This window comes from Vibrio owensii CAIM 1854 = LMG 25443, assembly GCF_000817815.1.
Classification (GTDB): domain Bacteria; phylum Pseudomonadota; class Gammaproteobacteria; order Enterobacterales; family Vibrionaceae; genus Vibrio; species Vibrio owensii.
This window is the reverse complement of record NZ_JPRD01000053.1, coordinates 23,694-37,383: the sequence shown is the minus strand read 5'-3', so window position 1 is coordinate 37,383 and position 13,690 is coordinate 23,694. Positions and strand designations below refer to the sequence as shown.

Annotated in this window: 12 protein-coding genes; 9 read left to right on the top strand and 3 right to left on the bottom strand. The window is 43.2% G+C overall.

Features of this window, described 5'->3' with window-relative positions; translation table 11 throughout:
* Positions 1 to 2: 2 nt before the first annotated feature.
* The 3 genes from H735_RS24355 to H735_RS24345 form a co-directional block, all read right to left on the bottom strand.
* A complete protein-coding gene (locus H735_RS24355; protein ID WP_020195852.1) occupies positions 3 to 758 on the bottom strand; it encodes a capsule biosynthesis GfcC family protein in 756 nt (251 codons plus the stop codon).
* Entirely contained in the window at positions 755 to 1,429 is a 675-nt protein-coding gene (locus H735_RS24350; protein WP_027726665.1) for a YjbF family lipoprotein, read from the bottom strand. Before H735_RS24350 ends, H735_RS24355 begins: the two co-directional genes overlap by 4 nt.
* Positions 1,430 to 1,500: 71 nt before the next feature.
* The gene (locus H735_RS24345) at positions 1,501 to 1,719 is read right to left on the bottom strand and encodes a hypothetical protein (RefSeq protein ID WP_020195850.1); all 219 of its coding nucleotides are present in this window, start codon (positions 1,717 to 1,719) and stop codon (positions 1,501 to 1,503) included.
* 650 nt (positions 1,720 to 2,369) lie between these two features.
* On the opposite strand from H735_RS24345, the gene H735_RS24340 reads away from it, so the two are divergent.
* From H735_RS24340 to rfbH, 9 genes are all read left to right on the top strand, one after another.
* A complete protein-coding gene (locus H735_RS24340) occupies positions 2,370 to 2,885 on the top strand; it encodes a porin family protein (protein WP_020195849.1) in 516 nt (171 codons plus the stop codon).
* Between the two features lie 68 nt (positions 2,886 to 2,953).
* Entirely contained in the window at positions 2,954 to 5,647 is a 2,694-nt protein-coding gene (locus H735_RS24335; RefSeq protein WP_020195848.1) for an SLBB domain-containing protein, read from the top strand.
* Between the two features lie 276 nt (positions 5,648 to 5,923).
* A complete protein-coding gene (locus tag H735_RS24330; protein ID WP_020195847.1) occupies positions 5,924 to 6,910 on the top strand; it encodes a Wzz/FepE/Etk N-terminal domain-containing protein in 987 nt (328 codons plus the stop codon).
* A 181-nt stretch (positions 6,911 to 7,091) separates the two neighbouring features.
* Positions 7,092 to 8,216 (top strand): non-hydrolyzing UDP-N-acetylglucosamine 2-epimerase, encoded by a 1,125-nt coding sequence (wecB, locus tag H735_RS24325; protein WP_020195846.1) that lies wholly within the window; start codon positions 7,092 to 7,094, stop codon positions 8,214 to 8,216.
* Positions 8,217 to 8,231: 15 nt separating this feature from the next.
* A complete protein-coding gene (wecC, locus tag H735_RS24320) occupies positions 8,232 to 9,494 on the top strand; it encodes a UDP-N-acetyl-D-mannosamine dehydrogenase (RefSeq protein WP_020195845.1) in 1,263 nt (420 codons plus the stop codon).
* Positions 9,495 to 10,466, top strand: a complete 972-nt coding sequence (locus H735_RS24315) for an FAD-binding oxidoreductase (RefSeq protein ID WP_020195844.1) — start codon at positions 9,495 to 9,497, stop codon at positions 10,464 to 10,466.
* A 20-nt stretch (positions 10,467 to 10,486) separates the two neighbouring features.
* Positions 10,487 to 11,260 carry a glucose-1-phosphate cytidylyltransferase gene (rfbF, locus tag H735_RS24310; RefSeq protein WP_020195843.1) on the top strand — a complete coding sequence of 258 codons (774 nt, stop codon included), beginning with the start codon at positions 10,487 to 10,489 and terminating at the stop codon, positions 11,258 to 11,260.
* A 2-nt stretch (positions 11,261 to 11,262) separates the two neighbouring features.
* Positions 11,263 to 12,345 (top strand): CDP-glucose 4,6-dehydratase, encoded by a 1,083-nt coding sequence (gene rfbG / locus H735_RS24305; RefSeq protein ID WP_020195842.1) that lies wholly within the window; start codon positions 11,263 to 11,265, stop codon positions 12,343 to 12,345.
* Complete coding sequence (gene rfbH, locus H735_RS24300) at positions 12,345 to 13,658, top strand: lipopolysaccharide biosynthesis protein RfbH (protein ID WP_020195841.1); 1,314 nt, start codon at positions 12,345 to 12,347, stop codon at positions 13,656 to 13,658. Before rfbG ends, rfbH begins: the two co-directional genes overlap by 1 nt.
* Positions 13,659 to 13,690: the final 32 nt, after the last annotated feature.

Sequence of the window (13,690 nt, the reverse complement as noted above, 5' to 3'; positions counted from 1 at the left end):
ATTTAACTCTTCGATGGGGCTGGTTTACGCTGTGACAGCAGTTTGACGATGTCTTGATCCATTGGTGATTGTTCAAAATCGTCAAATGGGATGTAGACCATGGTCAGGGGCGGTAAATAATATTGTTTGGTCAACCAACTTCCATGATGAGGTGTAACCACTTCACCATTTGGGTAGATTAGAATAGGTGGCTGAGCCAGTTCACCAACCTCACTGCTTTTTAGGCTATCGATTTGTTCATGTAGGGGGATACCAGCTAGATGTTTGATGGCATAAACCTTGTCCACATTGCCCACATACAATACTTTTTCTGCTCGCTTAGGTGCACTTAAGGCAAACTGTCCTTTTAAAAGTGGGTTATCAAATTTATCTAAGCGAATTTGATCAACATCGACGGCGGAAAGAACGCGAGGCGCAAACTGACTTTGCTGAATAAATTTGTAAAATGGATGGCCAATAAGGTTGTATTGAATCATTTGGTTCAACACGGCGTTTTTTAACGTCAGACTTTCTTGCTGTGCCTGTTCTGAATCATCAAACAAACTAATCGCAAGAGGATATTGCAAGACAACGTTCTGCTCTTGTGCGAGTTTTAGGATGTGGTCTAAACGAGTTGGCTGTTCAAATTGTAAGGCTTTTCCAGTACCCACTAATTCAACTTGTAATGGCGGTAAACTGTGGTTCTTGGCCATCGTAGGCAGTGTGGTAATACTTACAGCACCTGCCAAGCTTAGTAAAGAGAGCAGTCGCTTACTCATGATTTGCTGTACCCTTTCAAAATTGTCAATTCAACTGGCACCATGTTTGGTCCCAAGTGCTGACGTGTTTTCACCACTTGCCCATCACTGTCTACCCAATAGGTGTTCTCTACGCTTTCTTCTAAGCTTGGAAAAGTGACGAGCTCAGTATAAACGTCAGTTTCTGTCGATGAAATAGGGGTGGTTACCGTCTCTTTGCCTTGACGTGATCGCTCTACATGAGCTTGAAAGCCGTAACGGTATTGCTCAGACCAATCGTAAGATAGCGCATATTGAACAGATGATTTTGAGTAAGCAGGCACGTCACCGTAGACACCGGCTAGGTTAGTGGTTTGCAATCCAATGGTTTTAACAATATGGCCATTCTCTGTTACCACCATCGCTTTATCGGCACTGACCCATTTGAGTTGAGTTTGACCCGTTAGTGGGTTTGATTCAGCAAAGGCGAGAACAACGAAGACTTGCTTTTGGCTGCCGATTTTTAGATAAGCGCTGGCATAAGGAACGGCTTCAATTTCTTTTGGTGTCAACTCAACATCGATGTAGTTACCATAAGCTTCTTGAACGGTCGCCGAGACATCATTGAATTTCTGAGTACACCCAAAAGTGAGGTTTAATACAGGTAAAACAACAAGTAAGCGCATCCATTTCTGCGATAGAAAGGTATTCATTTTTCCCTCGTACAAATAAAATCGCCCTGAAACAGTTCAGGGCGATTTATCTAGTTCGACTTAAACAAAAATTACTTCGCTGAAGTAGTCGCAGAACCAGTAGTAGTTGTTGACGAGTCGCTGTCTGACGCTGCAACTGCTACTACAGTTACTGCTGCTGCTGCACCTACTGCTACTGCAGTTGTACCAGTTGCAGATGCAGATGCTGCACCAGCAGATCCTGCTTCTTCAGCTGCGAATGCAGTTGATGCGCTTAGAGCCATAAGAATAGCTAGAGCTGTGTTCTTCATTATTAATCCTTGTATTTCAGATTTTAAAACATCGATGTTTGGTCTGTTTAGAACATACCATCTGTCATTTTAGTTAAAAAACAATCAGCATGTAAATAGTTTCCTATGGAATTTTACCAAGTTCTAAAGAATGCGTCTCATTGAAAAGACAATTCATTTGCAGGCGGTATTAGTGATTTTAACTAGAGCTTAGTGGAGTAATGAAGGATAACTCCACTAAGTAACACCAACTAGTCAATATCAAAAGTAAGTAGCGAATCGACATTCGATATAAGTTTTACGTTACGCTTTGTAACATTATAAAGGAATGATGCCAGAGTTTCATTGCTCTCAAAAACAAGAATGCCCATTCTCAAACCTTAGAGTGAGCCCCCTTGCCGTTTTGCGCTAATCCATGCATAATTTGCCAGCTTTTATGCTGTGCTTTTCAAGTATGAGCTTTTGATTTTCTCCTCACAAAAGCGACGCTTGAAAAAAGCACTTATATCAATAAGCCGAGCAGCTCGGTAATCAGCGAACAGTGGCTACGCGTAATGCCGCAGGGCGGTAGCGTGAAAACGCACAAGCAAACAGACAAAGAGTTAACAGACATTCACTGCGTGCGTTATTCATGTGCAGCGGTCAGTCAATACCCAAGGAACACTTACGTGATGAACAAACGACCATGGCTAGGGGCGTTGAGTGCAATCAGCTTAGGCTTGTGCTCATTTACGGCCTCAGCAGATTTTTATGCAGGTGCGTTAGTGAGCTACTCTAATGCCGAATACCACCACTCTTCTATTTCTTCCGTAACCGAAGGCAATCCATTCCTTCTTCAAGCGCAAGCAGGCTATTTCTTTAACGATTATGTCGCGTTAGAAGCGCGTTACGGCACCTCAGTACAGCGCGAAAGCGGACTTGCAGTAGACAGCTTAGCAAGTGGTTTTGTTAAGTTGAACATGCCGGTTTCTGAACGTTTCGCACTTTACGGGCTGGCGGGTTACTCCAGTGTCCAAATTGACCAACAGAACGTCGGCTCTAATAAAGATCAAGGCTTTAGCTTTGGTTTAGGTATGCATTACGCCTTAGATAAGCACAATGCGGTTGTTTTCGAGTTTATTGACAATACATCAGAAGACCAAGTTCGTCTGAATGCCCTGACACTCGGCTTTCAGCACCGATTTTAATTAAAAGACCTAGTGCCTAGTTTTAGTAACTAGGATTTTTTAACTCTCGATTTAAATAGCGAATTATCATGCTTAAAGGATATTTCTCGATTGCCGCTTGTGTATTGGCAAGTGTTTTTGCGCCATTCAGTCATGCGCAAACTCCAACCCCGGAACAAATGCAAATGTTCCAAAGTCTACCTGCTGACCAACAACAAGCACTAGCAAGTAAGTACGGCATTTCTCTCCCTTCTGGCTCTTCTTCTCAGCCGAGTAGCTATCAAAACCCTCAAGTGATTGATCCTCGCCCAGAGGTGAGTAACGCTAATCAAACGAACCAAGCGGATGTAATGAAAGAAGATGAAGAGCTAAAGCGCTTCGGCTTGGATCTATTTGCGGGTTCACCAACAACATTTGCTCCAGTAAACGATGTGCCTGTCCCTGCTGACTACACTGTCGGCGCTGGTGACGAAATTGTTATTCAGCTATTTGGTAAAGAGAATACGACTCACCGTTTGCGAGTAAATCGCGCGGGTACTATCAACTTTCCTTCACTTGGCCCAGTCCAATTAGCAGGCATGAGCTTTTCTGACGTTCGTGACTCCCTAAACCAACGAGTAAAAGAGCAAATGATCGGTGTGCGTAGCGATATTTCGCTAGGAGAAATGCGTACCATGCAAGTGTTTGTTATGGGGGATGCCTACAAACCTGGTGCTTACACCGTTAGCGCGCTAACCACCATTTCTCAAGCCATTTATTACAGTGGCGGCTTTGGGGAGAGCGGTGCATTGCGCAACGTGCAGCTAAAGCGCAATGGTCAGGTGATTCGCAAACTTGATATGTATGACCTATTGCTGAAAGGCGACGCGCGCAACGATGTTCGACTGTTACCTGGTGATGTGGTCTTTATTGGTGCTGTTGGCAATACCATCACTATTGATGGTGAGGTAAACCGCCCTGCAATCTATGAAGTAAAGTCAGGCGAAACCTACAAACAGGCGATTCAAATGGCGGGAGGTTTTACTGCCAACGCTTACAGTGACCAAATTGAAGTCAAACGTTATGCAGCGAAAGGTGCGCGTGACGCATTAACCCTGAACTTCAGTCAGTCACATGATCAACAAACCAAAGTCAAAGATGGCGACGCCGTTAATGTACTGAAGAAGAGCGAAGAACTAACCCGTTACGTGCAAATTGAAGGTGATGTTCGTCATCCGAGCTTTATCGAATGGAGGAGTGGCCTTCGCGTTGCTGACTTGTTCCAATCGGTAGATACGTCATTTAACTCTACTGCAGATGTTAACTATGCTGTCGTTGTTCGTGAGATTAACCCACAACGTGACATCGAGGTTTATCAAGTAAATCTTGCTAACGCGATTCTTTCGCCGAGCAGCAAAGATAACCTAAAGTTAAACTCACGTGACCGAGTGCTGGTATTTAACCGTTTCAATAATGAAGATTTAGATACCCTTGCAGATCAAGATACGGTTACGAAAGCGAAAACGCTTGAGCAAGCACAATTTAAAGCTGAGCTGGATCAACAAAAAGAGCAAGAAGTGATGAGCTCTTCTGTTGCTATTTCTTCAGCAACAGACAATATGCCGATGGGACGATCTTCAACTGAAGAATCAGAACAGCCAAAAATCATATTCCGTGGCAAAGAAATCACAAAAGAAGATTTTGATGCGTTGAAGCAAAACACTCGTCGAACTTTACTTGCTCCGGTGCTTTTGCAGCTCCAGCAACAATCTCGTTTAGGCTTAGCACCGCAAATCGCTGAAGTATTTGGTGAGGTTAAACACCCTGGTCGCTACCCACTTACGCCACGCATGTCAGTGTCTACCCTTATCGAAGCGGCAGGTGGTCTAACGTACAATGCATTTACCATTAATGCAGAGTTGGCTCGTACTGTGATCAGTAGCAAGGACGAACGCGCTTCTATTGATGTGGAACGCATTGATTTACGCAAAGCGATTCAAGGAGGTACAGCAGATGATGCAATCCTTGTTGGCCGTGACCGTTTGAACATCCTAGAAAAGCCGAACGTTAAACTACAGAGCACAGTAACCCTGCAGGGTGAGGTGCGGTTCCCTGGTACTTACACGGTTCGTCAGGGGGAGACCTTAGGCGAGTTACTTGAGCGTGCTGGTGGTTTGACGGAATTTGCCCATCCTCAAGGTGCGATCTTCACACGTGAAGCGCTTCGCCTACAAGAGCAAAAGCTACTAAATCAATACGCCGCAGATATGCGCGCAGAAACCGCGAAAAAAACCTTTCGTGCAGACAGCAATATGAGCTCAGTGATTTCTGACCCAGAAAAAACCTTGGCGTTTGTGGAAGAAGCAAGTAAGAGCAAAGCGCTTGGTCGCATGGTTGTGCAGCTTAATCGCATCCTAAAAGACGAGCGTTCTGCGGACTTTATGTTAGAAGATGGAGACTTCTTATTTGTACCGACTTTCCGTAATACGGTTTCAATCATGGGTGAAGTTCAGGTTCCAATCACTTACTTGTTAGATAACAAGCTAGACGTAGATGATTACCTAAACAAAGCCGGCGGCGCGAAAAAACAAGCAGATGAAGATCGTATTTTTGTCGTGCGCGCTGATGGTTCAGTATACAAACCAACTTCTGGTTACTGGTTCGGTAACAATCATGAAGAGTTAAAAGCGGGCGACACAATTGTTGTGCCAATTGATACCGACTACCGCGATGCATTAAGTACTTGGACTGCTGCCACCCAGATCCTTTACCAAACAGGTGTAGCGATCAACGCGTTGAAGTAAAGGTAAATAAAGGTCCTAGGAATAAACGTTCCTAGGGCCTAGAACTTTTTTAAATACAGATTATGGAGCGCTTAGCTACTGAATACGGGAGAAGAAAACGTCATTCCAGCGAGCAGAAGCAAGACTAGGAATCTACTCTCGGATTGAGTGTAGATTGCGTTTGAAAGCTCAGGTAAACGGTTTGCATGGTATTTCACCGGAGCAATATTCCGTATTCCGTATTCCGTATTCCGTATTCCGTAAACATTTTCACCGATCCTAGGACCTAGAACTTCCATGGAACCACAAAAAGAACTCAATCCAAACTACTTACCATATCCACCTCAATCTGCAGATGATGAGATTGACTTGCGTGAACTTTTTAACGCTCTATGGAAAGGCAAGTGGTTCATCATTGTGACCACATTTGTTTTTGCGGTCGGTGCGGTGCTATACGCACTTAGCCTGCCAAATATATACAAATCAGATGCATTACTTGCGCCGGCAGAAAGCTCAAATGGTGGTGGCTTATCAAAAATGGCAGGCCAGCTAGGAGGTTTAGCTGCGTTAGCAGGTGTTAACCTTGGTGCAGGAGAATCCTCGCAAACAGATTTGGCAGTGCAAGTAATGAAGTCTCGTCAGTTTGTAGAAGCATTTATTAAAAAGCATGATTTGCTTGTTCCTTTGATGGCAGCAAAAAATTGGGATTTAGAAAGCAATATGCTCATTCTTGATGAGGAACTTTATAACTCGAAGAATAGTGAGTGGCTTCGCGAACCCGATGGCCTACGTGGTGCGACACCAACAGCACAGGAAGCGTTTGAAGTTTTCAGTAAAGAGGTTTTGAATATTAGCCAAGATAAAGAGAGTGGTTTATACACAGTATCTGTTAAAAACTACTCACCTTACTTAGCTCAGCAATGGGTCAACTGGCTAATTGAAGACATCAACCAAGTAATGCGTGAACGAACGATTGCTGAAACTTCACAAAATTTAGCTTACCTAAACGCTCAGCTACAAAAAACTGCTGTTACGGATATGCAAAGCACGTTTTACCGACTGATCGAAGAGCAGACCAAAAGTTTGATGCTGGCTGAAGTACAAGAAGAGTTCATATTCAAAGTTGTTGACCCTGCCGTTGTACCGGAGCTTAAAGATGGTCCGAAACGCGCTCTAATTTGTGTGCTAGTTACATTGCTTGGGGGGATGCTAGGTGTGGCGATTGTACTAGTACGCTTTGCGTTTCGAAAGGAAGATAAAGGGGAGCTAGGAGCTAGGAGCTAGTTTTCAAGGACCTATTTGGAGTGGCTTGTTTAAGATAGGTGAAATCAATTAATTACAGCGAGATAGTAAAATAAAGCTGTCTCATCTTGAACAACAAGCGTTTCAGACGAAGAAAAGTCTGAGGCGTTGAAGTGAAATCTCACGTAGATGACAAAATTTATAATTGAAATTAGGCTAAAAAATGTCCAAAAAAAAAGTGCTAACGGTATTTGGTACACGCCCAGAAGCCATCAAAATGGCACCACTTGTTCATGCATTGGCAGCAGATCATAGGTTTGAAGCGAAGTGCTGCGTGACCGCTCAGCATCGTGAAATGCTTGATCAAGTGTTAGAGCTTTTTGAAATTATACCTGATTATGATCTAAACCTCATGCAACCTGGTCAAGCTCTCAATGATGTTACTGCGCGCATATTGTTAGAGCTCAAACCTGTACTACAGGAATTTAAGCCAGACGTAGTTCTAGTGCATGGTGATACCGCTACCACGCTAGCGGCAAGTCTTGCTGCATATTATGAGCAAATCGAGGTAGGGCATGTGGAAGCTGGTCTTCGTACTGGCAATATTTACTCACCATGGCCAGAAGAAGCCAATCGTCGTTTAACTGGTGCACTAGCTAAATATCATTTTGCGCCAACTAAAACCTCAAAACAAAACTTAATAAAAGAGAGTTTTGCCGAAGAAGATATTTCAGTCACGGGTAATACAGTGATTGATGCTTTGTTGATGGTGCAAAATAAAATCCAGAATGATTTTGTACTTAATGAAGAGTTGCGTGAGCAATTTCCATTTTTAGACACATCAAAGAAACTTATTCTTGTTACAGGGCATCGCCGTGAAAGCTTTGGAGGGGGGGTCGAACGAATTTGTGAAGCCTTGGCCACAATAGCAAAGCAACATCCTGAAGTGCAGATTGTTTATCCTATGCATTTAAACCCAAACGTTCGTGAGCCTGTGAATCGAATTCTTTCGGAAGTGGACAATGTGTATCTTATTGAACCACAGCAATATCTGCCGTTTGTTTATCTAATGACTTGCGCTGACATCATTTTGACGGACTCAGGTGGTATTCAAGAAGAAGCGCCCTCCTTAGGTAAACCTGTTCTTGTAATGCGTGATACCACGGAGCGTCCAGAAGCGGTAAAGGCAGGTACAGTTAAGCTTGTCGGTACAGATATTGATACGATCGTCTCAAACCTTCACCTACTCCTAACGGACAAAAATGAATATGAAAAGATGAGCTTTGCACACAATCCGTATGGGGATGGAGAAGCTTGTCAACGCATTCTTAGAGTATTATTAAAATAGATTTTGGATTAGTTTATGTCATTTGAAACAATTTCAGTAGTTGGTCTTGGTTATATTGGACTACCAACAGCGGCCATGTTTGCGTCAAGAAAAAAGAAGGTGATTGGTGTTGATGTTAACCAACATGCGGTGGATACGATTAACCTAGGCAAAATTCATATCGTAGAGCCTGAACTTGATATGATTGTGAGTGCGGCGGTTACAGAAGGTTACTTGAAAGCAGTGACAACACCTGAGCCTGCTGATGCGTTCCTGATCGCAGTACCAACCCCCTTTTTACCGTGTTCTGAAGGTGAAGTGCCTGCACCGGATTTGACGTACATTGAAGCGGCTAGCAAGGCCATTGCGCCAGTATTGAAAAAAGGTGACTTGGTGATCCTAGAGTCGACTTCTCCAGTAGGTGCCACAGAGAAAATGGCAGCCTGGCTTGCAGAAGCTCGTTCTGATCTCAGCTTCCCGCAAACAGCAGGTGAAGACGCTGACGTTAATGTTGCGCACTGCCCTGAGCGTGTCTTGCCTGGTCATGTTGTGCGTGAGTTGGTGGAAAATGACCGTGTTATTGGTGGTTTAACACCCAAGTGCTCAAACCGTTCAGTTGAGCTTTACAAAGCGTTTGTTGAAGGCGAGTGTGTGATCACTAATGCACGCACTGCTGAAATGGCTAAGCTGACAGAAAACTCTTGTCGTGATGTACAGATTGCTTTTGCGAATGAGCTATCTATGATTTGTGACAAATTAGATATTAATGTGTGGGAGCTTATTTCATTAGCTAACCGTCACCCTCGTATTAATATTCTTCAACCTGGCCCCGGTGTTGGTGGACACTGTATCGCTGTTGACCCTTGGTTTATCGTTTCAAAAACGCCAGCAGAAGCTCAGATCATTCATACAGCACGCAAAGTGAACGATACAAAACCTGAATGGGTAATCAATAAAGTGAAGTTAGCTATTGCAGACTTCCTGCAAGCCAACCCCCAAAAAACAGCAAATACCATTACTATTGCATGCTACGGTCTTGCATTTAAGCCTGATATCGATGATTTACGTGAAAGCCCAGCGATGTTAATCACGAAGGAGATAACAGAAATGCATGCTGGAAAAGTATTAGCGGTTGAACCAAATATTGGATCAAAACCAACTAATTTAGATGTTGAGTTGGTTAGCCTTGATATTGCAAAAGAAAGTGCAGATGTCCATGTGCTGCTTGTCGACCATAAAGAATTCAAAGTAGAAGAAATGCACTCCGATTTTATTGTTGATACTAAAGGTATTTGGTAGATGGAGTATAAGATTGAAATTCAACCAGCAGGTTTGAATTATAAGAGTAAGGATAACCTATTGGAGGACGCACTCCAACAGTCAGTCACTTTAGAGCATAGTTGTAAAACTGGTGATTGTGGTGTTTGTTCTGCTGAGTTAATTCAAGGTAAGGTTGAGGATGAAAATGGTGAAATTATTTCTGAAGGGCATTTTTTAACGTGTCAATCACGAGCAAAGAGCGATGTCGTACTAAGAGCCAACTACTACCCAGAATTAGCAAACATCAAAACTCAGACACTACCCTGTAAAGTATCTAGCATTGAATTTCCTACCTCTGATATCATCGTATTAAAGCTCCGTTTTCCGCCAACCTCGGATTTTGATTACTTGCCGGGTCAATATGTTGATCTCAATTATAAAGGTATAAAACGTAGCTACTCTATTGCCAATGCGAAAACGCAAACTAAGGAAATAGAACTGCACATTCGCCGTGTTGAAAATGGAGAAATGTCAGATCTTCTATTCGCATCAAATTTGAAGTTAAATCAATTGATGCGAATTGAAGGGCCAAAAGGCACATTTTTCGTTCGTGGTGGGGACAGGCCCATAATAATGATCGCGACAGGAACAGGTATCGCTCCGGTTAAAGCAGCGGTGGAGCAACTGATGGAAGCGAAAGATTCACGCTCTATCCATATTTACTGGGGTATGAGATACAAGAATGAATTTTACGACATAGGCTTTGAACATTTAACTAAACAATATAAAAATATTGTTTTTACACCCGTTTTATCGAGAGAAGAGTTAATACCTTCAGGCAGAGTCGGTTATGTGCAAGATATCGTGACCCAAGATTTTGAAAGCTTGTCCTCGGTTGATATCTATGCCTGTGGGTCCTTAAAAATGATAGAGCAAGCGAAAGTTGTCTTTGAAAAGAAAGGGTTACCTGAAAGTGGCTTTTTTTCAGATGCATTTACCCCCGCAAAATAAAGTTAGTTGGAGCTAATAATATGAAAGCAGTGATCCTCGCTGGTGGTTTAGGTACACGCCTAAGCGAAGAAACATCCGTGAAACCAAAACCGATGGTAGAGATTGGAGGTAAACCTATTCTTTGGCACATCATGAAGCAGTACTCATCGCATGGTATTAATGACTTCATTATTTGCTGTGGTTACAAGGGCTATGTAATAAAAGAGTATTTCGCTAACTATTTCTTGCACATGTCAGATGTTACTTTTGACATGCAAAACAATGAGATGACTGTGCACCGTAAGCGTGCGGAATCTTGGACAGTAACCTTGGTTGATACCGGTGATAACTCGATGACAGGTGGTCGTTTAGGCCGTGTAGCAGAGCATATTAAAGATGAGGATGCATTCTGTTTCACTTACGGTGATGGTGTTGGTGATATCGACATTACTAGTACTATTGAATTTCACAAGTCACATGGCAAAAAGGCAACGTTGACAGCAACCTACCCACCGGGTCGTTTCGGTGCATTAGATATTCAAGGCGGCCAAGTAAACAGCTTTAAAGAAAAGCCAAAAGGCGACGGTGCTATGATTAATGGTGGTTTTTTTGTGCTTTCTCCAGACGTATTGAAGTACATCGATGGTGACAGTAGCGTGTGGGAGCAATATCCGCTTAATCAACTAGCAAAAGATGGTGAGTTGATGGCCTATGAGCATCATGGCTTCTGGCAACCAATGGATACATTGCGAGATAAAGTGTACTTGGAAGAGCTTTGGCAAGAAAACAAAGCCCCTTGGAAAATTTGGGAGTAATTATGAACCCTAGTTTTTGGGCTAGTAAACGAGTTTTTATTACTGGTCACACCGGTTTTAAGGGTAGTTGGTTATCTCTTTGGCTTCAGGAAATGGGAGCTATTGTAAAGGGATATTCTTTAGCAGCTCCAACAACCCCAAGCTTGTTTGAAGAAGCCAAGGTCTGGGAAGGAATGTCTACAGAAGAAGGCGATATTCGTGATTTTACCCACCTGCGCCATGTAATAAACGACTTTAAACCTGAAATCGTTATTCATATGGCTGCGCAACCTTTGGTCCGCCATTCATATGATGACCCAATGGAAACATACTCTACCAATGTAATGGGAACGGTCTATCTATTGGAAGCCGTGAAACAAGTTGGTGGGGTGAAAGCTGTCGTCAACATTACATCTGATAAGTGTTACGAGAACCGAGAGTGGGTATGGGGATATCGTGAAGATGAACCGATGGGCGGTTATGACCCATACAGTAACAGTAAAGGCTGTGCTGAGTTGGTTGCTTCTTCTTATCGCCAATCTTTCTTTAATGTTGAAAAATACCCAGAGCATGGCTGTGCTATTGCATCTGTCCGTGCTGGTAATGTTATCGGTGGTGGCGATTGGGCGGCAGATCGTTTGATACCAGATATTCTTCAAGCCTTTGGAGATAATCGCAAAGTTGAAATCAGAAGCCCTCATGCCATTCGACCATGGCAACATGTTTTAGAGCCGCTATCAGGCTATATTACGATAGCAGAAAAATTATACTTAGAAGGTCCAAGTTTTGCTGAAGGCTGGAACTTCGGCCCCAAAGATGAAGATGCCCAACCCGTTGAGAAAATCGTCAATCACCTAACCCAATCATGGGGGGAGGGTGCAGAGTGGTTCTTGAGCAAAGAAGTACACCCTCATGAGGCTCACTATCTAAAACTGGATTGTTCTAAAGCAAAAATGCGCCTCAATTGGCAGCCGGTTTGGGATCTTAGAACAACTTTAGATAAAATCGTTAGTTGGCAAAAAGCTTGGCTTAATGGCGAAGACATTAAAGCCTACACGATTAATGAAATAAAAGAATACATGACCGCAAGAGCAGGTAATAAATAATGTCGAAAGAGCAACTAAGGGCTCAGATTGCTGACCTTGTCGAGCAATATGCAGAGCTAGAGTACGCACAAAAAGAATTTGTTGGTGGGGAGAGTGTTGTCCCTCCATCAGGTAAAGTTCTTGGTGCAAAAGAACTTCAACTAATGGTTGAAGCCTCCCTAGACGGGTGGTTAACAACGGGGCGTTTTAATGAGGCATTCGAAAAGCGTCTTGGTGAATACTTAGGTGTGCCTTACGTCCTAACCACGACATCAGGCTCTTCAGCTAACCTTCTTGCATTAACTGCACTAACATCCCCTAAGCTAGGTGAACGTCAACTAAAACCTGGTGACGAGGTGATTACCGTTGCTGCTGGTTTCCCAACAACAGTAAACCCTACCATCCAGAATGGTCTAGTACCTGTTTTTGTAGACGTTGATATCCCAACCTACCAAATCAAATCTGAGATGATTGAAGCGGCGGTTTCCGAAAAAACTAAAGCAATCATGGTTGCACACACATTGGGTAACACTTTCGACCTAACTGAAGCTCGTCGAGTTGCAGATAAATACAACCTGTGGCTTATCGAAGACTGTTGTGATGCTTTAGGCTCAACTTACAATGGTCAAATGGTCGGTACTATCGGTGATATCGCGACGGTGAGCTTCTACCCAGCCCACCATATTACCATGGGTGAAGGCGGAGCTGTATTTACAAAAGATAAAGAACTACGAAAGCTAGTTGAATCTTTCCGCGATTGGGGACGTGATTGTTACTGCCCACCAGGTTGTGACAACACTTGTGGTAAGCGTTTCGACCAACAGTTAGGCTCTTTGCCCGATGGTTACGATCATAAATACACCTACTCTCACCTAGGTTACAACCTGAAAATTACTGACATGCAGGCTGCCTGTGGCCTTGCTCAGATGGATCGCGTTGAAGACCTAGTTCAAAAGCGTAAAGATAACTACGTCTATCTACGTGCTGGGCTATCATCATGTGAAGAGTTTATTATTCTTCCTGAAGCAACTGAAAACTCTGACCCATCATGGTTTGGCTTCCCAATTACCATTCGTGAAAATTCTGGTATTGATCGTGTAGACTTGCTGAAGTTTATGGACCAATACAAGATTGGTACTCGCCTTCTGTTTGCTGGCAACCTGACACGCCAACCGTATTTTGAGAACGTCAACTACCGTGTTGTTGGTGACCTAACTAACACAGATCTTATTATGAATAATACTTTCTGGATTGGTGTTTATCCTGGTCTTGAGCAAGATCATTTAGATTTTGTAGTTGAAAAGTTCGAAGAGTTTTTTGGTATAAGTTTCTAAATTAAATGGGGAGAGTGAGGGTTTACCTCACT

Excerpts from the sequence above, each read along its gene's own strand:
- H735_RS24355 (WP_020195852.1), bottom strand. The coding sequence starts at position 758 with ATGAGTAAGCGACTGCTCTCTTTACTAAGCTTGGCAGGTGCTGTAAGT.
- H735_RS24350 (WP_027726665.1), bottom strand. The coding sequence starts at position 1,429 with ATGAATACCTTTCTATCGCAGAAATGGATGCGCTTACTTGTTGTTTTA.
- H735_RS24345 (WP_020195850.1), bottom strand. The coding sequence starts at position 1,719 with ATGAAGAACACAGCTCTAGCTATTCTTATGGCTCTAAGCGCATCAACT.
- H735_RS24340 (WP_020195849.1), top strand. The coding sequence starts at position 2,370 with ATGAACAAACGACCATGGCTAGGGGCGTTGAGTGCAATCAGCTTAGGC.
- H735_RS24335 (WP_020195848.1), top strand. The coding sequence starts at position 2,954 with ATGCTTAAAGGATATTTCTCGATTGCCGCTTGTGTATTGGCAAGTGTT.
- H735_RS24330 (WP_020195847.1), top strand. The coding sequence starts at position 5,924 with ATGGAACCACAAAAAGAACTCAATCCAAACTACTTACCATATCCACCT.
- wecB (WP_020195846.1), top strand. The coding sequence starts at position 7,092 with ATGTCCAAAAAAAAAGTGCTAACGGTATTTGGTACACGCCCAGAAGCC.
- wecC (WP_020195845.1), top strand. The coding sequence starts at position 8,232 with ATGTCATTTGAAACAATTTCAGTAGTTGGTCTTGGTTATATTGGACTA.
- H735_RS24315 (WP_020195844.1), top strand. The coding sequence starts at position 9,495 with ATGGAGTATAAGATTGAAATTCAACCAGCAGGTTTGAATTATAAGAGT.
- rfbF (WP_020195843.1), top strand. The coding sequence starts at position 10,487 with ATGAAAGCAGTGATCCTCGCTGGTGGTTTAGGTACACGCCTAAGCGAA.
- rfbG (WP_020195842.1), top strand. The coding sequence starts at position 11,263 with ATGAACCCTAGTTTTTGGGCTAGTAAACGAGTTTTTATTACTGGTCAC.
- rfbH (WP_020195841.1), top strand. The coding sequence starts at position 12,345 with ATGTCGAAAGAGCAACTAAGGGCTCAGATTGCTGACCTTGTCGAGCAA.